Source organism: Brevibacterium siliguriense, assembly GCF_900105315.1.
Classification (GTDB): Bacteria; Actinomycetota; Actinomycetes; order Actinomycetales; family Brevibacteriaceae; genus Brevibacterium; species Brevibacterium siliguriense.
In genome coordinates this window covers 1,891,267-1,916,636 of the sequence record NZ_LT629766.1, presented here as the reverse complement: position 1 = coordinate 1,916,636, position 25,370 = coordinate 1,891,267, and the positions used below count along the sequence as shown (strand labels likewise).

Sequence of the window (25,370 nt, the reverse complement as noted above, 5' to 3'; positions counted from 1 at the left end):
GCTCACCACTTTTCAATGACGAGGAGGCGACAATGGCGAAGACATTCGTTCACGCCACAGTCACACTTGACGGATTCATGGCAGATCCAGACGGCGGGATCGGCTGGATGGAGGGCCTGCCGGCGGTCGACGAGGATTTCGCAGTCGTCCGCGAGGCGATGGACCGTATCGGGCCATCGGACCGGCGGGCTGATCAGAGGTAGCCGGGCAGCACCGAGAAGAGGACTAGAGCGACTGGAGCGGTCGGCAGGATCGAGTCGAGGCGGTCCATCACACCACCGTGGCCGGGCAGCAAGGTGCCCATGTCCTTGAGTTCGAGGTCGCGTTTGATCATCGATTCGCTGAAGTCGCCGAGGGTGGCGAAAGCGGGAATGACCGCACCGATGACCAGACCGGTCCAGAACGGAGCGTCGACGACCGTGACCGCCAGAATCGTTGCGACGACGGCGGCGAAGACGGTCGACCCGAGGTAGCCCTCCCAGGACTTCTTCGGGGAGATCCGCGGGGCGATGGGGTGTTTGCCCCACAGCACACCGAAGACATAGCCGCCGGTGTCGGAGGCGACGACGGCGGAGAGGAAGATGATGACGTAGAAGTTGCCGTCCGGTTGAGTCAGCAGGTAGACGATGAAGCAGGCCATGAGGCCCACATAGGTGAGGGCGAAGAGCGAGAGCGAGACGTCTTTGACTGCGTTCTTCCGGCGCTCGACCATCGTGAAGAGCATGACTGCCCCGGCGCTGGCGGCGAAGGTCACCCAGAGGGCTTCGCGACCGCCGATGAAGGTCGCGACGACCATACAGGCGGCCGAGACCATTGTGGGGACGCGGGAGACCAGGGATCCGGAACGCGACAGAGCGTTCGCCAGCTCCCACATTGCGGCGACGATGCCGACGAGGATGATGAAGAGGAAGGAGATCGGCAGGAAGATCAGCGAAGCGAGGACCACTCCGCCGATGAGCAGTCCCATGCCGATCGCGGCCGGCAGGTTGCGACCGGCCCGTCCGTAGTCCTTCGGTTCCGGTTCGGCTTCGGCGGCAGCCGCCTCGGCGGTGGGATTCGAATCCGGATCGTCGGGAGAATACGGCTTATCCGAATGGCGCAGGTCTCGACGTTTCGGGAAAGGGGTCTCAACCCGCGCGGCCTCGCCTGACGGATCCGGCTCCCCGAAGGGAGCCGGATCTGTCGCGGGGCTGTCGGACCCTGTCACTGCGATCATCAGACCTCGAGCAACTCAGCTTCCTTCTGCGCAAGCAGCTTGTCGACGCTTTCGACCTTGCTCTTCGTCAGATCGTCGAGCTCGGAGATGCTGCGAGTGACCTCGTCCTCGCCAGCTTCGCCGTCCTTCTTGATACGCTCGAGCGTCTCCTTGGCGTGGCGACGGATGTTGCGGATCGAGACCTTGCCGTCTTCAGCCTTGCCCTTGACGATCTTGACGTATTCCTTGCGGCGCTCCTCGGTGAGGTCCGGGAGGACGACGCGGATGACATTGCCGTCGTTGGCGGGGTTCGCACCGATGTCGGAGTTGCGCAGAGCGTTCTCGATGTCGCCCAGCGTGCCCTTGTCGTAGGGGGTCACGAGGATCGTGCGAGCCTCGGGCGTCTGGAACGAGGCGAGCTGCTGCAGCGGCGTCGGAGCACCGTAGTAGTCGATCTCGATATCGGCGAACAGTGCGGGGTTGGCGCGGCCGGTGCGGATCGACGCGAAGTCTTCCTGCGTGAATTCGACGGCCTTGTCCATCTTCTCTCTGGCTTCGGCCAGTGTCTCTTCAATCACGGTTGCCTCTTTCCATCTCTTAAAGCTTTGAGTTCATTCTATGGGTCATCGCTGGAAAATGCCGCACCGAATCCTCACAGGAGTGTTCTCACCTGCGTGGATGCGCGGCACGCAGGCTGCCTCGGTGTCAGCGGTTCCACGCTGTCGGGATCCGCCTGCAATCAGCTTCGGGCCGCCTCGGTGGAGGTGAGCCTCAGTGGACGACCGTGCCGATCTTCTCACCGATGATGGCTTTGCGCAGGTTGCCCTCGCCTTCCATACCGAAGACGTGCATCGGCAGCTTGTTGTCCATGCACAGGCTGAAGGCGGTCGCGTCGACGACCTTGAGGCCGCGCTGCAGGGCATCCTGGTAGCTGATCTCGGCGATCTTCTCGGCATTCGGATCGACCTTGGGGTCGGCGGTGTAGACGCCGTCGACACCGTTCTTGGCGATGAGGACCTCATCGGCGTGGACCTCGAGTGCGCGCTGAGCGGCGACGGTGTCGGTGGAGAAGTACGGGAGACCGGCACCGGCCCCGAAGATGACGACGCGGTTCTTCTCCATGTGCCGCATGGCGCGGCGGGGAATATAGGATTCGGCGACCTGCGACATCGGGATCGCGGTCTGCACGCGGGTGTCGACACCCGTCTGTTCGAGGAAGTCCTGCAGAGCCAGGCAGTTCATCACGGTGCCGAGCATGCCCATGTAGTCCGCGCGGGTGCGGTCCATGCCGCGCTGGGAGAGTTCGGCTCCGCGGAAGAAATTGCCACCTCCGACGACGATGCTGACCTCGACATCCTCGGTGGTGGGTGCGACCTCACGCGCGACTGCGGCGACGACGTCGGGATCGACGCCGATCTTGCCACCGCCGAAGACCTCACCGGAGAGCTTGAGCAGAACACGGCGGCGATGAGTGCGCACCGCGCGACTGGCGTAGCTGGATTCGTGAACAGGGGTGCTTGTCATGGAGTCCTTCTTCCGTGCGGGCAGGTCTGTACCCGGTGGGATATTCACTGTGATCGGGCGTCTGGGACAGTCTAGCGAAAAACGGGGTCGGACCGATCGGTCCGACCCCGCTCCTCGGGTGAGTTCTCACTCACTCGGTGTACCTGGGAAGCAGAGACGTGTCTGCTTCGCGGTCAGTGGTGTATCAGGCTCCGACGCGGTAGCGCAGGAAGCCTGTTGCCTTGACGCCGGCAGCCTCGAGCACCTTGGCCACGGACTGCTTGGGATCCTTGGCGAATCCCTGGTCGAGCAGGCAGTTCTCCTTGAAGAAGCCGTTGACGCGGCCCTCGACGATCTTCGGCATAGCCTGCTCGGGCTTGCCTTCGTTCTTCGCGGTGTCTTCGGCGATGCGACGCTCGTTCTCGACGAGCTCGGCGGGAACGTCTTCGCGGGAGAAGTACTTCGGAGCCATGGCGGCGATGTGCACAGCGACATCGTGTGCCACGGTCTCGTCGTCACCTTCGAATGCCAGCAGCACGCCGACCTGCGGTGGCAGGTCCTTGTTGGTGCGGTGCAGGTAGGAGGCGATCTTGGCGCCTTCGAGGCGACCCACGCGACGCAGGTCGACCTTCTCACCCAGGGAGGCACCGGACTCGGTGATGAACTGGGAGACGGGCTTACCGTCGGTCTCAGCGGCGAGCAGAGCCTCGGCCGAATCGGCCTTGTTGGCCACGGCCAGCCCGAGGACCTCTTCGGAGAGCTTGACGAACGGTTCGGACTTCGCAACGAAGTCAGTCTCCGAGTTGAGCTCGATCATGGTGCCGACTCCGCCTTCGACGGAGGTCGCGACCAGACCGTCGGAGGTCGAGCGGCCTTCGCGCTTGGTGGCGCCCTTGAGGCCCTTGATGCGCAGGGCCTCCATGGCCTTCGCCTGGTCGCCGTCGGACTCGTCGAGAGCCTTCTTGACGTCCATCATTCCCGCGCCGGTCTTCTCGCGCAGTGCCTTGATATCAGCGGCAGTGTAGTTTGCCATTCTTTCTCCTCAGGATGGTGGAGTTAAACGAAATCAGGACTCGGTCGACTCGGTGGAGTCGGCAGCTTCAGCGGCAGGTGCAGCCTCAGCAGCAGCTTCGGCAGGCTTCTCATCGGTCTTGCCTTCGAGGAGCTCGCGCTCCCACTCGGGCATGGGCTCAACGGCGGAGACGTTCTTCTCACCGGTCGAGTCGTCCGAGGAGTGGCGGGCGATGAGGCCCTCAGCCACGGCGTCGGCGACCACGCGGGTCAGCAGCGAGACCGAGCGGATGGCGTCGTCGTTGCCCGGGATCGGGTAGTTGACGTCGTCCGGGTCGCAGTTGGTGTCGAGGATGCCGATGATCGGGATGCCCAGCTTCTTGGCTTCGTCGACCGCGAGGTGTTCCTTCTTGGTGTCGACGATCCAGACGGCGGACGGGGTGCGCTGCATGTCGCGGATACCGCCGAGGGTCTTCTCGAGCTTGTCCTTCTCGCGACGCAGGATGAGCAGTTCCTTCTTGGTGTGCGAGGAACCGGCAACGTCGTCGAAGTCGATCTCTTCGAGTTCCTTCAGGCGGCGCAGACGCATCGAGATGGTCTGGAAGTTCGTGAGCATACCGCCGAGCCAACGCTGGTTGACGTAAGGCTGGCCCACGCGCTGAGCCTGCTCCGCGATGGATTCCTGGGCCTGCTTCTTGGTGCCGACGAAGAGGATCGAGCCGCCGTGGGCCACGGTCTCCTTGACGAATTCGAAGGCGTTGTCGATGTAGCCCAGCGACTTCTGCAGGTCGATGATGTAGATGCCGTTGCGCTCGGTGAAGATGAAGCGCTTCATCTTCGGGTTCCAACGACGGGTCTGGTGTCCAAAGTGAACGCCGCTGTCGAGCAGCTGGCGGATGGTGACGACGGCCATGCCGACGCCCTCCTTTCTGTGCACCCGAGGGTGCTTTTACGTCACGCGCACGCGCAGTCGTTCACGGTCCGCGCCCGATCGGGCGCTTCTCGATTCGACCAACATGTGCGTCGATGACATTTTCGGTTGATTCCTGGTACCCGGTTCGTCCGCCCCACAGGCACACCTGATGGCTGCCTGCACCATGGGAAGGAGAAGAATTCGGATACGCGTAGTCAGAAGACATGCTTCTGCTGGTCTTAAGTCTATCCCGGTCGGGCAAGCCATTTCCAATCGGGATCGGTCCCTCGCCGAGGCGGCCCACCGGCCCGTATCAACGCATCGACTCGTGCGTCGATCGGTGTGGATCGTCCGGTGGGGCAAGAGTCGACGCGAACGGTTCGTCTCGGTCGTGGGGAGCCGAACGGCTGTCGTTTCGATCAACTCAGCCACCGATTCCTGTGGACGGCCGTCTGACTCGCACGTCAGTGCCCTGTGGAGCGAGAGGGTTCGTCCACAGCGGTGATTCTCATCCGTGACTCGGCGGTGCGCCAAGGGCTTGCATGCTCCTATGACTCTCTTCGCGCTCGACCGTCTCCGGCAGCTGTCCGATCTCCGAGCGAGACGCTCGGGCCCCGGCTCACCGCAGTCACTGTTTGTTGCCGTGATCGTCGCACTGGGGCTTGTGCTCATGACCACTCCGCTGGAGGCGAGCGCCGCATCCGAGTCTGCGTCGACAACGGCGACGAGCGGTTCGCAGAGGAGCGCTCCGACGAATTGGGTCACCCCGGTGCCGGCGATGGAGATCATCGAAGCCTTCGATCCGCCGGACAAGCCGTGGCTGAAGGGACATCGCGGAATCGACGTGTTCGCAGTCGAAGGCGAGCCGCTGCGGGCACCGACGGGAGGGACGATCCGCTTTGCAGGAACGGTCGCGGGAATGGCCACGGTCAGCATCCTCACCGAGACCGATCATGTGCTCACCTTCCAGCCGGCCGCGACATCGTTGGAGAAGGGTGAGAGTTTCGCTGTCGGTGAGCAGATCGGCACGGTGGGCAGCGGTAGCCACTGTCAGCGTTCGTGCTTGCATATCGGGGCGTGGCCGTCCGAGAGCGATAAGAGATATGTCGACCCGGGCAAGTTCTTCGGTCAGGAGCAGTCGGCACTGCTGCCGCTGTCGCGGAAGCCTGCGAAGGAGCCGGAGGGCGGCGGGGATTCGACGACTTCAGGCGCCGGGGCGTGGGGCGGTCACAGCAATGGTCGGATTCCTGCCTCGGCGATGTGCCAGCTGAGGACGGCACCCGGGCAGATGCTGCGCTGTGATGCTCAGGCGGCCTTCGATCGGCTCTCGAAGGCGTTCGAGGCTCGGTTCGGTGCCCCGATCTCCGTCACCGATGCCTATCGGGACTATGCGACGCAGGTGATTCTCAAGCGGCGGAAGGGGCGGATGGCTGCGACACCGGGAACGTCGAATCATGGGTGGGCGCTGGCGGTGGACCTCGGCAGCGGGATCAATTCCTTCGGCACCGCACAGCATCAGTGGATGCGGGCGAATGCTCCGAAGTTCGGGTGGATCCATCCCGGCTGGGCGAGACAGACGGGGTCTCTGCCCGAGCCGTGGCACTGGCAATTCCGGAAATGAAACGCCTCGGTCAGTCCGACGCTTCCCTCACCACGCTGTACGCAAATGACATCACGGTGAGTCTCACGCTCGCGGGTGTGCTCGACGGTAGGTGTCCTGCAGTCGCTGCATGGACACGTGGGTGTAGATCTGAGTGCTGCTCATGGTGGAGTGGCCGAGCAGCTCTTGGATCTGCCTCAGGTCGGCACCGCGGTCGAGCATGTGCGTGGCCGCCGAGTGTCGCAGTCCGTGTGGTCCGATGTCGGGGGCGCTGGGGTCGTCGGATCCGTAGCGGTGAACGAGTTCGCGCACCTGACGTGCACCGATGCGTCCCCCGCGGACGCCGAGGAACAGTGCGTCGCCGCTATGGGGACCGACGAACAGTTCACGGGTGTCCAGCCAGTCGTCGAGGGCGTTGCGTGCCGGGGTTCCGAAGGGAACACGTCGTTCTTTGCTGCCCTTGCCGAGCACGGTGATCATCGATGCCCGGTGATCGATATCGCTGCGGTTGAGTCCGGTCAGCTCCGAGACTCGCACGGCGGTGGCGTAGAGAATTTCGAGGATCGCGGCATCGCGGATGCGTTTGGCCGCATCGAGCGGGTCGCTCTTGCCTCCCCACGCGTTGACGCCCGTCGTGGAGTCGTCTGTAGACGCGTCACCCGTGTCCGTTCCGTCGTCTGCGGCGTCGTCTTTCCATCTCAGTCCCTCGCCACCATCTCCGGTTCGGGGCCGTTCAGCGGCGGAGATGAGGTCGGCGGCCTGTTGAGGTTTGAGCACCGTGGGCAGACGGGAGTCCTTCTTCGGTGTCCGCAGGCGCGAGGCCGGGTTGTTCGGCAGTCCCAGATTGCTCACGCCGTACGCGAAGAAGGAGCGCACGGCAGCGATCTTGCGAGCCACCGTCGATTTCGCGGCACCGGCATCATCGAGGGCGATGAGCCACGACCGCAGATCTTCGAGTTCGACGTCTGCCAGTTCGATACGCCGTCCGGAAGCCTGTCGTGAAACTCCATCACCATCCGACGAGCGCTGTCCGCCGTCAGACGAGGTCCGCTCCGAGGCATTCGTCGGGACTCCTGAACCGGTGCTGCGGCGGAGCTTTATCGAGTGCACGGCATGGTCGAGGAAATCGGAGACGTCGGCGACATAGGCGCGGCCGGTGTGCTCGGAGACGTCACGAGACCGCAGGTGGTCGGCATAGCCGGCCACCAACTCGGGTACGGTCAATGATGTGCTCACGTCCCCAGGATACGTGGATGGGCGGACTCAGCTGCGCGACTTGTGCAGCTTCACCCATCCTGTGTCGCGGCGTTCGGCCAATCCAGCCAGGTCGAGTGCGCTCAGAGAGCTGAGCGCTTCGGCGATCGTCAGCCCTGCTCGAGAGGCGATGGTGCCGACGTCGAGCGGCTTCGACACGGTGAGCGCATTCAGGCAGATCTTCTCCCTCTCGTCGAGCGCTTCGCGGGGATCGAACGACGACGGGCGATCACCATTCTCTGAGGCGCCAGCTGCTGCCGTCGCAGAGAAGTGCGCCGGGGCGCCGTCGTCCATGAGCGCGATGACATCGTCGCTGCAGGTGACGAGTTCCGCTTCATGTTCACGCACGAGCTTGTGTGCCCCGGTCGAGGACGCCGAATACACGGATCCGGGAAAGGCCGCGACCTGCCGGGAGAGCTCGAGGGCATGCCGAGCGGTATTGAGTGCCCCACTGCGCCAACCGGCTTCGACGATGACGCTCGCCTGCGATGAGGCGGCGATGAGTCGGTTGCGCAGCAGGAACCGGTGACGCATCGGCGTCATTCCCGGTGCTGTCTCGGACACGATGGCACCGGTGGCGAGTATCTGGTCGAACAGTTCGGCATTGGCCGCCGGGTAGAAGCGGTCAACTCCCCCGGCCATGAATGCCACCGTCGGTGCTTCGCGCGCAATGGCGGCACGGTGGGCGGCCGCGTCGATGCCGAACGCACCACCGGACACGACGGTGATTCCCCGGGAGGCAAGATCCCACGCAAGGTCCGAGGCGCATTTGGTCCCGTAGTTGCTGGCTGCCCTGGCGCCGACGACGGCAACAGCACGAGACAGCACGGTGTTGAGTGAAGCGGCTCCTCGCACCCACAGGCCCAATGGTGCTGCGGGACCGAGGTCGTCGAGCATTCGGGGCCACTCATCGTCATCGGGAATGACCAGACGACCGCCGATTCTTGCGATCAGGTCCAGATCATTCCCGCTCGTCTCAGTTTCCCCGGCTCGCACCGCCCACCGGTCGATGGCTTCTGTCATCTGCCCGTGTTCGGCCGCCTCGGTGCCGGTGGCGGCCAGACTCTGCACAGCTCCGCGCGCGGTGGTCTCACCACGGCCGACGGCCACGATGATCGAGTGGGCGGCAACCGGACCGATCCCGTCGACGAGCCGCTTGAGCAGACCATCACCGGGCTCACCGATACGCAGAAGTGAGGCGATAGCCGCGCGAACGTCATCTTGTCTGGTCACGGTCATGACTCCTGTGTCCTCAGGGCGAGCGCCATTCTCATCGTGTCCGGATCGGGTCCTGGCATCCCGGCCAGATCGGCCAGAGTCGTTGCCACCCGCAGCACCCTGTCATAACCGCGCATGGTGATCCGACCGGTGTCCAGCGCCCGGTCAAGATCGGTCAGGTCGGCCGGTGTGAGGGCGAAGTGTTCGCGCAGCCAGGTCCCGGGCGCTTCGGCATTGAGCCTCCAGTCGCAGCCGGCGTAGCGTTCCGTCTGCCTGTTCCGCGCTTCGAGCACTCGGGCGGCAACCGTGGTGCTGGTCTCCTGGTCCTCGCCGAGCCGGAGGTCTGCGGGAGAGACGGGGAACAGTTCGAGCTGCAGATCGACTCGGTCGAGCAGCGGCCCGGACAGCCGGTTGCGATAGCGGCGTTTGTCCAAGGGCGTGCACCGACAGTCCGTACCGGCTCCGGCCATCCCGACCCCGCAGGGGCAGGGGTTCGCGGCCATGATGAGTTGGAAGGACGCCGGAAGCACCATCGATCCCCACGCACGGTGGATGTGGACGCGACGAGATTCCATCGGCTGCCGCAGAGCTTCGAGCACGTCGCGGGAGAATTCCGGTGCTTCGTCCATGAACAGCACTCCGCGGTGGGCGCGGCTCAGGACACCCACCGTTCCGGGGCGGCGTCCGCCGATGAGCGCCGAGGCGGTGCTGCGGTGGTGGGGCGCCTCGAACGGCGGGCGGTGATCGAGTCCGTCGCTGCCGTCGAGTTCTCCGCGCAGGGAGCGGACGGTGGCGACTTCGACGGCTTCATCGTCCCCGAGGGGCGGCAGGATTCCCGGGAGGCATTGGGCCAGCAGGGTCTTTCCGGCGCCGGGAGTGCCGCGCATGAGGAGGTTATGTCCGCCCGCGGCGGCCACTTCGAGACCGAAACGCCCTTCGGCTTGTCCTTGGACTTCACTGAGATCGTGGAGTTCCGGGGAGACGGTGACGGGGCGGTCCATTTCCAGTACTGCCGGCAGTGCGGGTACCGCCATCGAGCCCCCATAGGCATTGACCACTTCGGCCAGGGATGCAACAGGGAGGACTCTTCCCCGTCCGATGAGCCGCGCTTCGTCGGCATTGCCGATGGGGACGATGAAACGGTCGAAATTGGCCTGCAGCGCTGTGTGCAGCGAGGGGAGCACTCCGGTGACGGGACGGATCCTGCCGTCGAGTCCGATCTCACCGCAGTGGATGATGTTTCCGGTGTCGTCATCGGTGATCAGCGACAGTGCTTTGAGCACGGCAACGGCGATGCCGAGGTCGAATCCGGTGCCGATCTTCGGCACAGTTCCAGGGGTGAGATTGATCGTCAGATGTTCTGTGGCGACGGGCTTGCCAAGGTAAGCCAGGGCCGCTCGCAGTCTCTTGCGTGATTCGCTCACAGAAGCATCCGGCAATCCGACGATGTCGATTCCGGGCAGCCCAGCGCTCACGCTGGCTTCGATCGACACGATCTTCCCCGTCAGCCCCCACAGTGCCACGGCCGAGGCCCGCCCGATGATGCGGCCCGAAGCTGCGGGTTCGGCATCCTCGACATAGTCCGGCTCAGACGCTTCCTCCCGCCCCGGGGTCTCCTCACTCATGAGTCGACCTGGATGTTCGGGCAGTGGAAGTACTGAACGCGCGGTTCCATGAGGATCCCGAGCGCATCGATGCGCGTTGAGGGAAAGTATTCGTCTTGACCGCTCAGCCAAATGCCTGCAAGTGTGCGGATGCGGACGAGCTTGGTGCGGGTCACGGCCTCCAGAGGTGACCCCAGCATTGCCGTGCGTCGCGTCTTGACCTCGACGAAGACCGCGGTATCGCCGTCGCGGGCGATGATGTCGAGCTCACCCCGAGCGCACCGGAAGTTGCGTTCGAGAACGACCAGACCGGCGTCTTCGAGGAACTCAGCGGCGAGGTCCTCTCCCCTGTTGCCGAGCGCCTGTTTGCGCAGGCCCTTGGCAGTCCTCGTGTTGTTCCCGGTGCGTGTCCGACCTGCCGTGCGTGTCCGACCGGGTGTTCGTATCCGTCCCATGTCGGCCAGATGACCATGGCGGCAGTACTCAGGGGAAGAGCAGAGAAAGGGCCTGTGGATGAGGTCCGCCCATCCACAGGCCGATGACGCTCAAGTCAGGGACCCGTCCACAGCAATCGGTGTTCGAGTGCGACCACCCTGACTTCGGCGATGAGCAGAGGAAGCGGTCTCAGCCGCGGATCGCCGTCGGCGGTTCGAGATCGGATTTCGCGATCTCCTCGATGTTGACGTCCTTGAACGTCAGCACGTGCACGGTCTTGATGAACCGTGCAGACCGGTAGCTGTCCCACACCCAGGCATCGCGCAGGGTGAGTTCGAAGTACACGTCGCCGGCATCGTTGTGAGCCTTGAGATCGACGTGGTTGGCGAGGTAGAAACGGCGTTCGGTCTCGACGACATAGGCGAAGAGTCCGACGACGTCCCGGTATTCCTTGTACAACGCAAGCTCGAGTTGTGCTTCGTAGTCGTCAAGATCATCGGCACTCATGACAGGCCCTCCTTCGCTCCTGTGTCCGCGCTCAGGCGGAAGCTTCTCCGGTGGTGGATGCTGGGACCGAGTTCGGTGATGCCCTGCCGGTGCTTCGCCGTCCCGTATCCCACGTTTGATTCCCAACCATAGTGCGGATGGGCTTCGGCCAGTGCGATCATCGTCTCGTCGCGTGCCACTTTCGCCACGATGCTCGCTGCCGCGATCGCCGGAACGGAGCCGTCGCCTTTGATCACAGTGCGCACCGGCGGCAGTTCGAGGTCGGCACAGTCACCGAATATCCCCAGGGTGTCGAGGGTGAGTGGGGCCGAGAGCCAATCGTGTCGACCGTCGAGGAGGACCATCGTCCTCCCCGGGAATTCCCCCACCGAGGCGTCCGCCCATTCGTGGAGCATCGAGAGCATAGCGCGTCGTCCGGCGAGGTTGAGAGCCATCGTCATCCCCACCTCGTCGAGTTCTGCGGGGGTCGTCGACCCCACTGCCGCGGCGGCCGCCCACGATCGCACACGGTCGGTGGCCTCCTGCCGCGACTGTGCGCTCAGCTGCTTCGAGTCATGAATGCCTGCGGGCACCTCGGCGGCGGTGAGGGTGCGAAGGTCGAACAGGGCGACACCCACGCTGACGGGTCCGGCCAGGGCGCCGCGGCCCACCTCGTCGACGCCGATGACGAAGTCGAATCCCTCGCTCAGCAGTCCTCGTTCGACGCTGAGGTCGGTCAGTCCACGTGCGGCCATCAGTTCCCGGTGACTCCCGCTGGGGTGTCCGGCACGTCGGCGAAGACCTCGTCAGGGGTCGAGACCCAGCTGAAGTGCTTGAACGGCCAGTTGATGAGGAACACCGTGCCGACCACGTCGTCCTCGGACACATAAGGGTCCGTGTCCGTGTGGTACCGGGAGTCGGCCGAGTTGCTGCGGTTGTCGCCCATCACCCAGTAATGGCCTTCAGGCACGGTGACTTCGAATTCGACCTCCGAGGGTGCGGTGCCCTCATCGAGGTAGGTCTCGTCGATCGGTTCGCCGTTGACCAGCAGACGTCCTTCGGCGTCGCAGCACTTGATCGTGTCACCGCCGACGCCGATGACGCGTTTGATGAGCTGATTGCCCGAGTCCGAGGGAGCCAGGCCGATGAATTCGAGGATCGGATTGGGTGTGTATTCGGCGGTCTCGGCGGCCGAGAGCCAATGGTCCGGGTCGTCGAAGACGATGATGTCGCCGCGGTCAGCGGGTCCGAAGCGGTGAGCCATCTGATTGACGAGCACCCGGTCATCGACCTGGAGGGTGGTCATCATGGATTCGGACGGGATGTAGAACGAACGGACGACCCACGTCTTCAGCGCCGTCGAGATGAGCAGGGCGATGACGATGATCGCCAGGGTCTCCAGCAGCCCGCGCGTGAACCGTTTCGAGGCGGGTGGCGGGGAAGCTTCGGATTCGCTTGTCATTCGTTCGCTTTCACATCTGACCAGGTCTGCGGCTGTGGACTGAACCGAGCGTATCAGCACGACTGTCGCCTCACACTCAGCCGCAGTGCAGTTCCGTGCGAACGCTCAGAACTCCTGGCCGCTGCTGAGCCGATGACGATCCCCTCGCCGAGGCGGTACTCAGTCGATCGAGGAACCGTGCCCGATCACGGGGCCGATGACCCGGTCGATGGGGATGAATCCCCCACCGGGGCGTCCCAGCAACGACCGTGAGTCGGCGGAATCGTTGCGGTTGTCGCCCATCACCCACATGGTGCCCTCGGGGACTTCGATGGAGAACTCCACCGCCGAGGCGGGCCTGGGCGCATAGTCTTCGTTCAGAGGTTTGCCGTTGAGCAGCAGACGCCCCTTCGCATCGCAGCATTCGAGGGTGTCACCGCTGACGGCGATGACTCGTTTGACGTAGTAGACGTCTCTGGGTCCGAGTCCGATCCACGATCCGATCTTCTGCAGAGGGGTGGGCAGTGCATCGTCGACGAACGATCCGCGACCGTCGAAGACGACGATGTCTCCGCGTTGGAGGTCTCCACGCAGGGCATCCGGACGCCACACTGTGATCGAGTCGTCGACCTTCAGGGTCGGCTCCATCGAGGCACTGGGAATGGTGAAGCGCTGGATGACGAATCCGCGGATCGAACCGCCGAGGACGATGATGACGACGACGATCGCCGCGATCGTCTTCCAGAACCGTGCCGAAGACAGAAGACGCGACCCGAAGGTCGCGTCTTCATGTCTGTTCGGCACTGTGTGATCGTCTCCCACAGTGCCGGGCAAATCAGGCCTTTTCGCGGATGCGAGCAGCCTTGCCGCGCAGTTCGCGCAGGTAGTACAGCTTCGCACGGCGCACGGCGCCGCGGGTGAGGACCTCGATCTTGTCGACGTTGGGCGAGTGCACCGGGAAGGTACGCTCCACACCGACGCCGAAGCTGATCTTACGAACGGTGAAGGTCTCGCGGACGCCGTCGCCCTGGCGACGGATGACGATTCCCTTGAACACCTGGATACGCGAGCGCGAACCTTCGATCACCTTGACGTGAACGTTGAGGGTGTCGCCCGGACGGAATTCGGGAACGTCAGACTTCAGCGAGGCTGCATCTACAACATCGAGCTTCTGCATTGTGGTTTCTCCTGTGGCCCCTGCTTCAGGTCGAGGACACGCATATCGGACCGGTGAACCGGTAGCTGGATCGTCTGTCGGGATCACTCCCCGTCGACCCGCCGACTCGATGCGACGGGCCACCCTGGGCACCCATCCCCCTGAAGCAGGTGAGTGCCAACAAACGCGACGCTCTATTCTGTCACGGGTGAGCGCTCAGACTCAAACCGCTCCAGGGCCGCCAGGTCGTCCTTGTTCAGGCCATCGAGCTTCTCGAGCAGATCCGGCCTGACTTCTGCTGTGCGTTCGAGACGTCGGTCACGTCGCCAGCGTGCGATCGCGGCGTGGTTGCCGCTGAGCAGGATCTCAGGCACTTCACGTCCGCGCCAGCTCGCCGGTTTCGTATAGATGGGGTATTCGAGCAGTCCGTCTTCGTGGCTCTCCTCTGTCAGAGACTCGGGGTTGCCGATGACACCGGGGATGAGGCGACTGACCGCTTCGATCATCACCATCGAGGCGACTTCACCGCCGTTGAGGACGTAGTCGCCGATGCTCATGGGCAGCAGGTCGAAGTGCTCTCCCGCCCAGTCGATGACGCGCTGGTCGATTCCTTCGTAGCGTCCGCAGGCGAAGACGAGATGTTCGCGACCGGCGAGGTCTTCGGCGATGCGCTGGTCGAACACCTGCCCGGCCGGGCTGGGCACGATGAGCGTCGGTTTGGATCCGATCGCAGCTTCATCGTCCCGGCCACCGTCCGGGCTGCTGCCTTCCACGGCGCTGCCGCGTCCCGCGAGGATGTGTTCGAGGGCCAGGGCCCAGGGTTCGGCCTTCATGACCATTCCCGCTCCCCCTCCGTAGGGCGAGTCATCGACGGTGTTGTGCCGGTCGAAGGTGAAGTCCCGCAGGTCGTGGACGTCCAGGCTCAGCTGCCCGCGGTCGACGGCTTTGCCGATGAGCGAGAGCTGCAGACCGGCGAGGTATTCGGGGAAGATCGAGACGACGTCGATCGACATCTGCGGTGCGGCCGCCTCGGTGGCGGTGCCGTTGTCAGTCATCGGGGACGATTCGCTCATTCGGCGTCGAAGAGGCCGGCGGGCGGGGTGACGGTCATGCGACCTGATTCGATGTCGACGTCGGGCACGATCTCGGTGACGAAGGGGATGAGGACAACGTGTCCGGCAGTGTGCTTCATGTGGAGGAGATCCTGGGCGGCGCCGTTGGTGACGTCGACGATCTCACCGACGAGGACGTCATTCTCATAGACCTTGAGTCCGATGAGGTCATCGAGGTACCAGGCGTCGGATTCGTCTTCCTCCTCGTCCGCCTCGGCGAGGATGAGGGTGTTGCGGATCTCCTCGGCGCGGTTGCGGTCGGGGACCTCGTCGAAGGCCAGGAGCAGTCGGTCGCGGTGCCATCGCGCGGACTTCAGCGTCAGCGGTCCGACATCGGGGTCGGTGGCGAAGGTCGCTCCGGGGTTGAGCCGTTCCTCTGGCCGGTCGGTGCGCACCTCGACGGTGAACTCGCCCTTGATTCCGTGCGGCTTGCCCAGCCGGGCGATCACCGTGTCCATACTGCTCCTCGAAGTCTGCTGTCGCTGTCTGTCCGGCCGATCAGGCATCCGGATGACTGCGTGTTCGGTCAGCCGGCGGATCGCCGTGTTCTGGCACCAGTGTAGTCCGGGACGGTTAAGTGAATGCACGAGAGGGGATGCAGCGCATGTGCACTGCATCCCCTCTCGGATGTTGGAATTACGCCTCGATGAGGTCCACTCGCACCGACTCACGGCCGGCCAGCGAGTTCATCACGGTGCGCAGGGCCTTGGCGGTCCTGCCTGCCCGGCCGATGACCCGGCCGAGGTCCTCGGGGTGAACCCGGACCTCGAGGGTCGTGCCGCGCTGCGAAGAACGCGAACGAACGGAGACGTCATCGGGATGATCGACGATTCCGCGGACCAGATGTTCGAGCGAATCAGGCAACATCTCAGGCTTCAGCGCTTTCTTCAGCGGCCTCAGATGATGCTTCGGCTGCTTCCTCGGCCGGAGCCTCAGCAGCATCAGCGGACTTGCCGCCCTTCTGCGTGATGGCTTCCTTGATGACCGATTCAGCGTTGGGAGCCACGTAGGCTTCCTTCTCCGGCTGCGGCTTCACGGTGTTGACCGCTTCACCCTCGCCCTTGAACTTCTGCCAGTCGCCGGTGAGCTTGAGCAGGGCCTTGACCTGATCGCTCGGCTGCGCACCGACGGAGAGCCAGTACTGAGCGCGCTCGGAATCGATCTCGATGACCGAAGGCTCGCGGGTCGGGTGGTAGATGCCGATCTGCTCGATGGCCTTACCGTCGCGACGGGTCTTCGAATCAGCGACGACGACGCGGTAGAAGGGTGCACGGATCTTGCCCATGCGGGTCAGACGAATTTTGACTGCCACTTTAGTGGTGTCTCCTTTTGTGTTCTGTGTGCACAGCTGTACCAGAAGAATCGTGGGGTTGATCTGCTGGAAGCCGCGGCTCGGACTATCACTTCGGCGCGGATGAGAGGGCCCGGACCGAGAGCAAAAGTACAAGAGTCAATTGTGCCAGAAGGCGCTACTTCTTGCCACCTGGGAAGATTCCGCCGAAGCCCTTGGGCAGGTTCGCCGGATCGAATTCCTCGTCCTTGCCCAGATCGACTCCGCCGAAGGCCGAACCGACCGGATCCTGGGTCTTGCCCGCCTTCTTGTCAGCCAGCGCCTGCGCTTCCTGCGCGCGCTTGGCCGGATTGCCCGACTGACCGCCCTTGCGGCCCTTCTTCTTCCCTGCGGGTTTCTTCTTCTTTCCGCCCGCGGCACCAGGCATTCCGCCCATTCCGGGCATCTGCGGCATACCGCCGCCACCGGGCATTCCGGGCATGCCACCGCCGCCGCGGGTCATCGAACGCATCATCTTCTGCGCCTGGGTGAAGCGTTCCATGAGCTGGTTGACCGCGGTGACTGTGGTGCCGGCGCCCTTGGCGATGCGGGCTCGACGGGAGCCGTTGAGGATCTTCGGGTTGGAGCGCTCCTGGGGTGTCATCGATCTCACAATCGCTTCGACCCGGTCGACCTCACGCTCGTCGAAGTTCGCCAGCTGCTCCTTGTACTGGCTCATGCCGGGCATCATGCCCAGCATCTTCTTCATCGAGCCCATCTTCTTCAGGCCCGCCATCTGCGTGAGGAAGTCGTTGAGGTCGAAGTCCTCGCCGGATTCGACCTTCTTCTTGAGCTTCTCGGTCTCTTTTTCGTCGAAGTTCTTCTCGGCCTGTTCGATGAGCGTCATGATGTCGCCCATGTCGAGGATCCGATCAGCCATCCGGTCCGGATGGAACTGTTCGAAGTCCTTCATCGACTCGCCCGTCGAGGCGAACATGATCGGCTTTCCGGTCACCTCGGCGACGGACAGCGCGGCACCGCCGCGGGAGTCACCGTCGAGCTTCGAGAGTACGACACCGGTGAAGTCGACGCCGTCGAGGAACGCCTCAGCGGTCTTCACCGCGTCCTGACCGATCATCGCATCGATGACGAAGAGGACTTCGTCGGGGTTGACCGCGGTGCGGATGTCCGCGGCCTGCTGCATGAGCTCCTCGTCGATGCCGAGACGGCCAGCCGTATCGACGATGACGACGTCATGGAGTTTGGACTTCGCGACGTCGATCGAGTCGGTGGCGACCTGGATCGGATCGCCGACACCGTTGCCCGGTTCCGGGGCGTAGACCACAGCACCGGCACGTTCACCGACGATCTGGAGCTGGTTGACGGCGTTGGGGCGCTGCAGGTCGGCTGCGACGAGCATCGGCCGGTGGCCCTCGGACTTCAGCCAGTGGGCGAGCTTTCCGGCCAGGGTGGTCTTACCGGCACCCTGGAGACCGGCGAGCATGATGACCGTCGGCGGGCGCTTGGCGAAGTTGAGACGACGGGTCTGACCGCCGAGGATGCCGACGAGTTCGTCATTGACGATCTTGACGACCTGCTGGCCGGGATTGAGTGCGCCCGAGACCTCCTCGGACAGGGCGCGTTCGCGGATCCGGCCGGTGAAGGCGCGCACGACAGGCAGGGCGACGTCGGCGTCGAGCAGGGCACGTCGGATCTCACGAATGGTGGCATCGACGTCGGCTTCGGACAGCCGGCCCTTACCGCGCAGATTCTTGAAAGTCGCGGTGAGCCTGTCGGACAGAGAGTTAAACACGTACAAGCCTTCTTCACGATGGTTTGGTCGACTCTCTAGACTAGCAACTCACCCGCGTTCGGCTGAAACTGCGCACGCTGGCAAACCCCCGTGAGCTCCTTCACCGAGGCGGTCGTCAGCAGTTGCCGCCGACCGCCGCAGGTCACCGGAAGGAGTAGGCCTGCTCCGCGTGCTCGAAGGCGTCGATCCCTTCGAGTTCCTCGCGGGGGTCGATCCGCAGTCCCATCGTCGACCGCAGCACCAGCGAAATGGCCAGTGTGACGAGGCCGGCGAAGACGATGGCCACGAGGCAGGCGAGCACCTGCGCGATGAGGAGTTCGAGTCCGCCTCCGTAGAACAGGCCTGCCGGCCCGTCCTCGTGTGGGAAGGCGAAGAATCCGATCATTGCCGTGCCGATGATTCCGGCCACGAGGTGGACGGCCACCACATCGAGCGCATCGTCGTAGCGCAGACGATTCTTCGCTTCGACGGCGAAGATCGCTCCCGCACCTGCGGCGATGCCGATGAGCACGGCGGCGTAGGGATCGACGTTGGCACATGCCGGGGTGATTGCGACGAGGCCGGCGATCGCTCCCGAAACGCTGCCGATGCTGGAAGGCCGTGAGGCCCGCAGCCGTTCGATCATGATCCAGGTGATCATGCCGGCAGCCGGTGCGACCAGGGTGTTGATCCAGATGAGGCCGCCCTGTTCGATCGTCGAGGCGGCACCGCCGTTGAAGCCGAACCAGCCGAACCACAGCAGGGCCGCGCCGAGCACGGTGATCGGAATGTTGTGTGGTTTGTGAGGGGTCGAGAAGCGGGCACGGCGGCCCATGACGACGACGAGGACGAGCGCCGAGATTCCGGCATTGATGTGGACGACGGTGCCGCCAGCGAAGTCGATGGCCGGGCCGAACAGGCTGCCGATCGCACCGGATTCGCTGAGCAGCCCGTCGCCCCAGACCATGAACGCCAGCGGGCAGTACACGATGGTCACCCAGGCGGCGGAGAAGACCAACCAGGTGGAGAATTTCGCTCGGTCGGCGACCGCACCGGCGATGAGCGCGATCGCGATCATCGCAAACGTCGAACCGTAGCCGATCGAGATCAGCGAGGCGGGATCATCGGTCACGGCACCGGTGAGTCCGAGCTGGGACAGCGGGTTGCCGACGAGCCCGGCGATCGAGTCACCCGAGCTCAGTCCGTATCCGTAGAGCACCCAGACGAGCCCGCCGACGGCCATTGCGGAGAAGACCATCATCATCATGTTGATGGCCGAGGTGATGCGCGTCATCCCGCCGTAGAAGAACGCCACACCCGGGGTCATGAGCAGGACCAACCCCGCTGCGACCATCATCCATACGTTCACTGCATCGAGTTCCATGTCGTCTCTCATCTGTCGAAGCCGGTTCCGTATCGAACCGCGCAGAGACAGTTTCCATGACGCATGTCACAGTGATGCTTCGCCCATGTTTCGTGAATATGACAAGCCGGGCCTCCCCCAGCAGATACAAGGGTGAGACCCGGCAGAATCAGTATGCGAAATCAGTCGAGCAGCGCGTCGACGAACCCTTCTGCGGTGAATGGCGCCAGGTCGTCCGCACCTTCGCCGAGGCCGATGAGCTTGACCGGAACTCCGAGCTCACGCTGGACGGCGACGACGATTCCGCCCTTCGCGGTGCCGTCGAGCTTGGTGAGCACGATTCCGGTGATGTCGACCGCCTCGGCGAAGACCTTCGCCTGCTGCATGCCGTTCTGTCCGGTGGTCGCGTCGAGGACGAGGAGCACTTCGTCGATCTCGTGGCCCTCCCCCAGCGGGCGGGTGGCCACTCGCTTGACCTTGCCGAGCTCGTCCATGAGTCCGCGTTTGTTCTGCAGACGTCCGGCGGTGTCGATGAGGACGACGTCGGTGCCGTCGGCCTGCCCCTGTTCGACGGCCGAGTAGGCCACCGAGGCTGGGTCGGCCCCTTCTTCCTTGCGGACGGTTTCGACGCCGACGCGTTCACCCCATGTGGCCAGCTGTTCGGCCGCGGCGGCACGGAAGGTGTCTGCGGCACCAAGCAGCACGGTCTTGTCCTCGGCGACGAGCACACGAGCGATCTTGCCCACCGTCGTCGTCTTCCCGGCACCGTTGACGCCGACGACGAGGATGACGGAGGGGTCATCACCCTTGCCGGTGTCGGCAAGCGAACGGTCCATCGTCGGATCGACGAGTTTGATGAGCTCTTCGCGCAGCAGCCCGCGAACCTCTTCAGGATCCCGGGTGCCGAGCACCTTGACGCGTTCGCGCAGGCGGTCGACGAGTTCGGTAGTCGGTTCGACGCCGACGTCGGCGAGGATGAGCGTATCCTCGATCTCCTCCCACGTGGATTCGTCGAGGTTGTCGCGTGAAAGGAGGTTGAGCAGTCCGCGCCCGAGCCCGGTGTTCGACTTCGCCAGGCGTTCGCGCAGGCGCACGAGGCGGCTGGCCGGTTCGGTGGGGACCTCGGAACCGCGCGCTTCGGCTTTGTCCTTCTCGACCGCCTCGGCGACTTCATCGATGCTCAGCTCACCGGTGACTTCCGCATCGATGCCTTGCTTGTCGTCGAAGCCCTTCTTGCGGGCGTTGACGCGCAGGGAGATGCCCACGCCGACGACGATCGCGAACACGATCGCCGCGACGATGAGCAAGATGATCGGCTGATCCATGGTTCTTCCGTCCTCCTTTGAGTGCCGCCGTTCTGGCCGACGGCACTCGAGTTCCCGGACTCTTCCGGTGGTGTCTGTGTGTCGGTGTGCGCGCCGGAATCAGTCGGCGCTGTCTCCGTTGTCGTGAGCCTCGATCGCTCGGGGCCGCACGGGTCGCGGGTCAGGAACCGCGGCTGCCGAAGAGCAGCCCGGCGGTGGTCTTCCACCCGGTTCCGGACTCGGGAATCTTCCAATGGCGGGTGCGCGGGCGCACCGTGATGAGTGAGGGGGCCGCATGGCGTCGGGGCTGGGGGCGCAGCACGTAGGAGTGATCGCGGATCGCGGTCACTGCCGCCTGTTCCCGCGTCGCCAGATGCGAGGTGCCGTCATCGTGGCCGAAGAATTCGTGGACTTCGTCGTCGTAGCCGGTCCATTCGGGCGGCAGACGGAATCGCTGCACGTCGGAAGAGTAGCGCAGGCGTCCTTCGGCGCGCAGGCCGGGCAGGGCCACGAGGAGGACCACGACGAGTGCCAGAGCGAACGAGATCGCCAGCCCGACGACGACGACAAGTACCGAATTCATGCCCTAGAGCCACCTCGCAGTACAGCAGCCTCGGCCATGGACGTCCCGCTCCTCACGTTCTTCGAATACCTGTGTCTCGACCCAAGTCTATAGTCCCCGGCCACGACAATTGTGCTCGCCCGCCGTAGCGCAGTTGCAAAATTCCCTGGGACTGTCCTGGGCACCACCGTCAATCAGCCTTGTGCTCCAGCTGCGGGCCCGTCACCTCGGGCACATCGGCTGGAACGTCGAGCGCGGATCACGGGATCCGCTGTGATATGACTTTCGACACTCCGTCGCCGTGCATCGTCACACCGTAGAGGGCGTCGGCGATCTCCATCGTCCGTTTCTGGTGGGTGATGACGATGAGCTGCGAGGAGTCCTGCAGCTCTTCGAACACGGTCAGCAGCCGCGAGAGGTTGAGATCGTCGAGTGCCGCTTCGACCTCGTCCATGACGTAGAACGGGCTCGGTCGGGCCTTGAAGATCGCGACCAGCATGGCCACGGCGACCAGCGACCGCTCCCCTCCGGAGAGCAGAGACAGGCGTTTGACCTTCTTGCCGGCCGGGCGGGCGTGCACGTCGACGCCGGTGGTGAGCATATCGTCGGGATCCGTCAGGCTCAGTGCGCCCTCACCGCCGGGGAAGAGGCGCGAGAAGATGTCCTCGAATTCCCGCGCCGTATCCGCATAGGCTTCGGCGAAGACGCGTTCGACGTGCCGGTCGACCTCCTCGACAAGCTGCATGAGGTCCTTGCGGGAGGATTCGATGTCCGCGATCTGCTTCTCGAGGAACTGATGCCGCTCCTTCAGCGCCTCGTACTCCTCGAGCGCGAGCGGATTGACCGTGCCGATGCGCTTGAGCTGCGAGGCCGCCTGCTTCTGCCGCTTCTCCACTTCGGCGCGCACATATGGGCGGTCCTCCACACCGTCCTCGAACGACGGGACGGGCAGGTGCGGTCCGAATTCGTCGACGAGGCGGTCGATGCTCAGCCCCGTCTCCTCGTCCGACCGGTGAGAGATCTCCTCCAGCTTGAGCCGGAACCGCTCCTTCGCGAGTTCCGCCTCGGCGGCGGCGTCCTTGAGCTTCTGCAGCTGGGTTCGTGTCGACCCCAATTCCTCGCCGAGGCGGCCCTTCTCGTCGCGCAGACCGCCGCGTTCGTCGACAAGGACCTGGATCGCCTCGCCGAGTTCGGCCACCGTGGAGGTGGCGAGTTCTGCGGCTTCGGCCGCGGTTTCGGCGATGAGCTGCACGGAGGCAGCCGCGCGCTTCTTCTTCGCGATCGTGCGTTGGGTCTGCTCCCGCGCTGCCTCTTCGGCCTTCGCCGCCCGCAGGAGGGAGTCGACACGGTCGCTGAGGAACCGAGCCCGGTCGGCGGCCGACCGGTGGCTGATGCGGGCTTCGACGAGGTCTTCCGAGGATTGGGCGACCTGTGTGCTGAGTTCGTCACGGGCGGCGGTGTCGACGACTTCGTCGACTTCGGCGGCTCCGGCCAGTGCCGCAGCGGCCGATTGAGAGTCGCGTTCGGCGGCGGCGAGGCGGGTTTCGAGTTCGGTGGCGTTCTCTTCTGCACGCTGCACACGAGTCCGGGCCACGCCGATCTCTCCGGTGATGCGCGAGACCTCTTCGGCGGCGGCCATGATCTTCGCATCCGAGGAGTGGAGGGCCTCGAGCGCTGCGGCCGATTCCTCCCGCGCCGTGGTCAGCCGCGGTTCGAGTTCCTCGAGTTCGGAATCGAGTTTCCCCGCCCGGTCCTCGAGATCGGCGATCTGGGAATGCGAGTCCTCTAGCGCGGTCTGTGAGGCCAAGCGTGTGCCCGAGGCGGTGCGTGCACGGCTGATGCGGGTCGCAGTGAGCACTTCGCCGTGGACGGTGACGGCGGTGAGTTCAGGCCGAGCCTCGGTCAGCTCGATTCCGGTGCGCGCGTCGGGCACGCAGGCGACTCCGTGCAGGGCTCGTTTCAGCAGAGTGCGCAGTTCGGGGATGTCGCTGTCGACGACGTCGGAGAGCCATCGCAGGTCTCCCAGATCCGGCAGTTCGGCCAGTGCAGGAAGGGCACTCCCGCCGCCCTTCCCGGCGCCTGTTTCGGCACCGGCGGGGATGGTCAGGGACACGTTCGTATCCTCGCCGAGGTGGTCGAGCACTGCCAGCGCCACTTCGCTGTCATCGACGATGACGCCGGAGACCGTGGTCGACAGGGCCGCGGCCGCAGCCATCTCGAATCCGTGATCGACGCTCAGCCGTTCGGTCACGGCCGTGCGCACTCCCGGCAGCTTCGCGTTGACGATGTCTTCGAGGTCGGCTTCCAAGGCGGTGCCCAGGGCCAGGGCTTCCGCGCGGGCTTTCGCCGAGGACAGTTCGGATGCGACCTGCGCCCGCTCCTCCTGCAGCTTGGTGCGTTCGGCCTCGAGCTTCTCGAGTTTCTCCTGAGCCGCCTCGTAGGCGGAGTCGAGTTGGCTCTCACCGGCTTCGACGTCCTCGACCCCTGTCTCGGCGGTTTCGAGCTCCTTGCTTCGCTCCGTGATGCGGGCGGTGACGGTTTCGATCTCTTTCCGGTTGGCTTCGATCCGCGACTTCAGATCGGTGATCCGCTCGGCCGCCTGGGTCTGCTTCGACTGCAGAGCCGAACGGTTCTTCACCGCCTCGGTGATGGCGATCTGCGCGGCCTTGACCTCGTCCTCGGCAGTGCGCAGAGCTTGGGTGAGCTCTTCTTTCCGCGCTTGGCTGGCTTCGAGAGCATTCGTCTTCTCGGTCACGGCCTCCTCGGCGGCGTGAAGTTCGGAGCGGTTGCGTTCGGCCTGGGCGCGCAGCTCTTCGGGTGACTTCGATTCCCGCTGTCCCAAGCTCGTGACTTCGGAGAGCAGGTGGGAGCGTTTGTCTTCGGCACGCTGGCTCAGCCCTTGGGCACGCACAACCAAAGTCTGCGTGTGCGATTCCGCGGTGCGTTGGACTTCGAGTTCGGAGTCGAGTTCGGACAGGCGGGCTTCGATCTCCGACAGACGTGCCTCGGCGCGGGTGCGCCGGTGGTCGAGTTCGGCGATGCGGTCACTGTGGTCTTCGCCGTCGCTGGTCGAAGCCAGTGAGGACTGCATCCGCACGGCATCGTCGGCGAGAAGTCTGGCGGTGGCATCCCGCAGGGTCGCTTGGACGGTCGCGGCTTTCGCGGCGGCTTCGGCCTGCCGTCCCAACGGTCCCAATTGCCGGTTGAGTTCGGTGCGCAGGTCGGCGAGCCGGTCGAGATTCGTCTGCAGTCCGGTGAGTTTGCGGACCGCTTTGTCCTTGCGGCGCCGGTGTTTGAGCACCCCGGCGGCCTCTTCGATGAAGCTGCGCCGCTCCAGCGGGTCGGCGTGGAGGATCGCATCCAGGCGGCCCTGACCGACGATGACGTGCATCTCCTTGCCCAGGCCGGAGTCGTTGAGCAGCTCTTGGATATCGAGCAGTCTGGCCGGCGCACCGTTGACGGCGTATTCGGATCCCCCGGTGCGGAACAGGGTCCGCGAGATGGTCACCTCGGTGTAGTCGACGGGGATGGCTCCGTCGGTGTTGTCGATGGTCAGAGTCACCTCGGCGCGGCCCAGTGCCTGACGTTTCGAGGTTCCGGCGAAGATGACGTCGTCCATCTTTCCGCCGCGCAGATTCTTCGCACCCTGCTCTCCCATCACCCAAGACAGGGCGTCGACGACGTTCGACTTGCCCGAGCCGTTGGGTCCGACGACACAGGTGATTCCCGGCTCGAACCTGAGGGTCGTCGCCGAGGCGAAGGACTTGAATCCCCGCAAGGTCAGGCTTTTGAGATGCATATTGGCACCCAGCATATCCTCAGGAGGCGGCGAGATCCTGAATCTTTTGGTAGAGTTTCTCCTCGTGCGTAGACGACTGCGCCGTTTTCCTCCGTAGCTCAGTTGGCAGAGCATTCGACTGTTAATCGAAGGGTCGCTGGTTCGAGCCCAGCCGGGGGAGCTGGAAGGGGCCCTGTCGTGCGCGGCAGGGCCCCTCACTATTCACCGCACCCGTATAGCGGTGAAGCACAGCGAAAGGCGACCGATGGTGGTTCGAGAAGAGGGAGTTCCGACCACCTTCGCCCGTGTTCTGTCATGATCATGAGTGAGAGGTGTTCGGGTGCACTCGGCTCGGATGCCTTCGGCCACCTGT

General features: G+C 64.4%; 25 protein-coding genes and 1 tRNA gene. 3 read left to right on the top strand and 23 right to left on the bottom strand.

The genetic code is table 11. From position 1 onward, the window contains the following. Positions 1-32: 32 nt before the first annotated feature. The gene (locus BLU88_RS18125) at positions 33-203 is read left to right on the top strand and encodes a hypothetical protein (protein ID WP_157689043.1); all 171 of its coding nucleotides are present in this window, start codon (positions 33-35) and stop codon (positions 201-203) included. On the opposite strand, the gene BLU88_RS08460 is transcribed toward BLU88_RS18125, so the two are convergent. The 5 genes from BLU88_RS08460 to rpsB all read right to left on the bottom strand — a co-directional run bounded on the left by BLU88_RS08460 (position 194) and on the right by rpsB (position 4,622). Next, positions 194-1,216, bottom strand: coding sequence for a phosphatidate cytidylyltransferase (locus tag BLU88_RS08460; protein ID WP_092012408.1), 1,023 nt, complete (start codon positions 1,214-1,216; stop codon positions 194-196). The two genes, BLU88_RS18125 and BLU88_RS08460, sit on opposite strands and share 10 nt — an antisense overlap. Then, positions 1,216-1,773, bottom strand: a complete 558-nt coding sequence (gene frr / locus BLU88_RS08455) for a ribosome recycling factor (RefSeq protein WP_092012405.1) — start codon at positions 1,771-1,773, stop codon at positions 1,216-1,218. Before frr ends, BLU88_RS08460 begins: the two co-directional genes overlap by 1 nt. Positions 1,774-1,966: 193 nt before the next feature. Further along, the gene (pyrH, locus tag BLU88_RS08450) at positions 1,967-2,719 is read right to left on the bottom strand and encodes a UMP kinase (RefSeq protein ID WP_092012402.1); all 753 of its coding nucleotides are present in this window, start codon (positions 2,717-2,719) and stop codon (positions 1,967-1,969) included. A 184-nt stretch (positions 2,720-2,903) separates the two neighbouring features. Continuing rightward, entirely contained in the window at positions 2,904-3,731 is an 828-nt protein-coding gene (gene tsf, locus BLU88_RS08445; RefSeq protein WP_092012399.1) for a translation elongation factor Ts, read from the bottom strand. Positions 3,732-3,764: 33 nt separating this feature from the next. Beyond that, entirely contained in the window at positions 3,765-4,622 is an 858-nt protein-coding gene (rpsB, locus tag BLU88_RS08440; protein WP_092012395.1) for a 30S ribosomal protein S2, read from the bottom strand. Between the two features lie 550 nt (positions 4,623-5,172). Between rpsB and BLU88_RS08435 the strand changes: the two genes are divergently transcribed. Continuing rightward, positions 5,173-6,243 (top strand): D-alanyl-D-alanine carboxypeptidase family protein, encoded by a 1,071-nt coding sequence (locus BLU88_RS08435; protein WP_092012392.1) that lies wholly within the window; start codon positions 5,173-5,175, stop codon positions 6,241-6,243. A gap of 63 nt (positions 6,244-6,306) precedes the next feature. On the opposite strand, the gene BLU88_RS08430 is transcribed toward BLU88_RS08435, so the two are convergent. From BLU88_RS08430 to smc, 18 genes are all read right to left on the bottom strand, one after another. Next, entirely contained in the window at positions 6,307-7,458 is a 1,152-nt protein-coding gene (locus BLU88_RS08430) for a tyrosine recombinase XerC (protein ID WP_092012389.1), read from the bottom strand. Between the two features lie 27 nt (positions 7,459-7,485). Next, positions 7,486-8,715, bottom strand: a complete 1,230-nt coding sequence (dprA, locus tag BLU88_RS08425; protein WP_092012386.1) for a DNA-processing protein DprA — start codon at positions 8,713-8,715, stop codon at positions 7,486-7,488. Next, complete coding sequence (locus BLU88_RS08420) at positions 8,712-10,319, bottom strand: YifB family Mg chelatase-like AAA ATPase (RefSeq protein WP_092012383.1); 1,608 nt, start codon at positions 10,317-10,319, stop codon at positions 8,712-8,714. Before BLU88_RS08420 ends, dprA begins: the two co-directional genes overlap by 4 nt. Then, positions 10,316-10,753 carry a YraN family protein gene (locus tag BLU88_RS08415; RefSeq protein WP_092012380.1) on the bottom strand — a complete coding sequence of 146 codons (438 nt, stop codon included), beginning with the start codon at positions 10,751-10,753 and terminating at the stop codon, positions 10,316-10,318. The genes BLU88_RS08420 and BLU88_RS08415 overlap by 4 nt, the downstream gene beginning before the upstream one ends. A gap of 169 nt (positions 10,754-10,922) precedes the next feature. Further along, on the bottom strand, positions 10,923-11,240 hold the full coding sequence (locus BLU88_RS08410) for a DUF2469 domain-containing protein (protein WP_025777313.1): 318 nt from the start codon (positions 11,238-11,240) through the stop codon (positions 10,923-10,925). After that, a complete protein-coding gene (locus BLU88_RS08405) occupies positions 11,237-11,974 on the bottom strand; it encodes a ribonuclease HII (RefSeq protein WP_092012377.1) in 738 nt (245 codons plus the stop codon). The genes BLU88_RS08410 and BLU88_RS08405 overlap by 4 nt, the downstream gene beginning before the upstream one ends. After that, on the bottom strand, positions 11,974-12,681 hold the full coding sequence (gene lepB, locus BLU88_RS08400; RefSeq protein ID WP_092012374.1) for a signal peptidase I: 708 nt from the start codon (positions 12,679-12,681) through the stop codon (positions 11,974-11,976). Before lepB (BLU88_RS08400) ends, BLU88_RS08405 begins: the two co-directional genes overlap by 1 nt. A 159-nt stretch (positions 12,682-12,840) precedes the next feature. Continuing rightward, positions 12,841-13,464 carry a signal peptidase I gene (gene lepB, locus BLU88_RS08395; protein ID WP_092012371.1) on the bottom strand — a complete coding sequence of 208 codons (624 nt, stop codon included), beginning with the start codon at positions 13,462-13,464 and terminating at the stop codon, positions 12,841-12,843. A 31-nt stretch (positions 13,465-13,495) separates the two neighbouring features. Then, positions 13,496-13,837, bottom strand: coding sequence for a 50S ribosomal protein L19 (rplS, locus tag BLU88_RS08390; protein WP_025777317.1), 342 nt, complete (start codon positions 13,835-13,837; stop codon positions 13,496-13,498). A gap of 173 nt (positions 13,838-14,010) precedes the next feature. Next, positions 14,011-14,829 (bottom strand): tRNA (guanosine(37)-N1)-methyltransferase TrmD, encoded by an 819-nt coding sequence (trmD, locus tag BLU88_RS08385; RefSeq protein ID WP_092017332.1) that lies wholly within the window; start codon positions 14,827-14,829, stop codon positions 14,011-14,013. 56 nt (positions 14,830-14,885) lie between these two features. Further along, positions 14,886-15,386, bottom strand: coding sequence for a ribosome maturation factor RimM (gene rimM, locus BLU88_RS08380; protein ID WP_092012368.1), 501 nt, complete (start codon positions 15,384-15,386; stop codon positions 14,886-14,888). 178 nt (positions 15,387-15,564) lie between these two features. Continuing rightward, complete coding sequence (locus tag BLU88_RS08375) at positions 15,565-15,795, bottom strand: RNA-binding protein (protein WP_039210974.1); 231 nt, start codon at positions 15,793-15,795, stop codon at positions 15,565-15,567. A 1-nt stretch (position 15,796) separates the two neighbouring features. After that, positions 15,797-16,240, bottom strand: a complete 444-nt coding sequence (gene rpsP / locus BLU88_RS08370) for a 30S ribosomal protein S16 (RefSeq protein WP_092012365.1) — start codon at positions 16,238-16,240, stop codon at positions 15,797-15,799. A 157-nt stretch (positions 16,241-16,397) separates the two neighbouring features. Beyond that, positions 16,398-18,011 (bottom strand): signal recognition particle protein, encoded by a 1,614-nt coding sequence (gene ffh / locus BLU88_RS08365; RefSeq protein ID WP_092017330.1) that lies wholly within the window; start codon positions 18,009-18,011, stop codon positions 16,398-16,400. Between the two features lie 142 nt (positions 18,012-18,153). Next, a complete protein-coding gene (locus tag BLU88_RS08360) occupies positions 18,154-19,374 on the bottom strand; it encodes an ammonium transporter (protein WP_092012362.1) in 1,221 nt (406 codons plus the stop codon). Positions 19,375-19,535: 161 nt separating this feature from the next. Further along, positions 19,536-20,678 (bottom strand): signal recognition particle-docking protein FtsY, encoded by a 1,143-nt coding sequence (ftsY, locus tag BLU88_RS08355; RefSeq protein ID WP_092012359.1) that lies wholly within the window; start codon positions 20,676-20,678, stop codon positions 19,536-19,538. Positions 20,679-20,838: 160 nt separating this feature from the next. Then, positions 20,839-21,240 (bottom strand): hypothetical protein, encoded by a 402-nt coding sequence (locus BLU88_RS08350; protein ID WP_092012356.1) that lies wholly within the window; start codon positions 21,238-21,240, stop codon positions 20,839-20,841. 238 nt (positions 21,241-21,478) lie between these two features. Next, positions 21,479-25,018 (bottom strand): chromosome segregation protein SMC, encoded by a 3,540-nt coding sequence (gene smc / locus BLU88_RS08345; protein ID WP_092017328.1) that lies wholly within the window; start codon positions 25,016-25,018, stop codon positions 21,479-21,481. An 87-nt stretch (positions 25,019-25,105) separates the two neighbouring features. Here smc and BLU88_RS08340 point away from each other — a divergent pair. Further along, positions 25,106-25,178, top strand: a tRNA-Asn gene (locus BLU88_RS08340). Positions 25,179-25,370 lie beyond the last annotated feature (192 nt).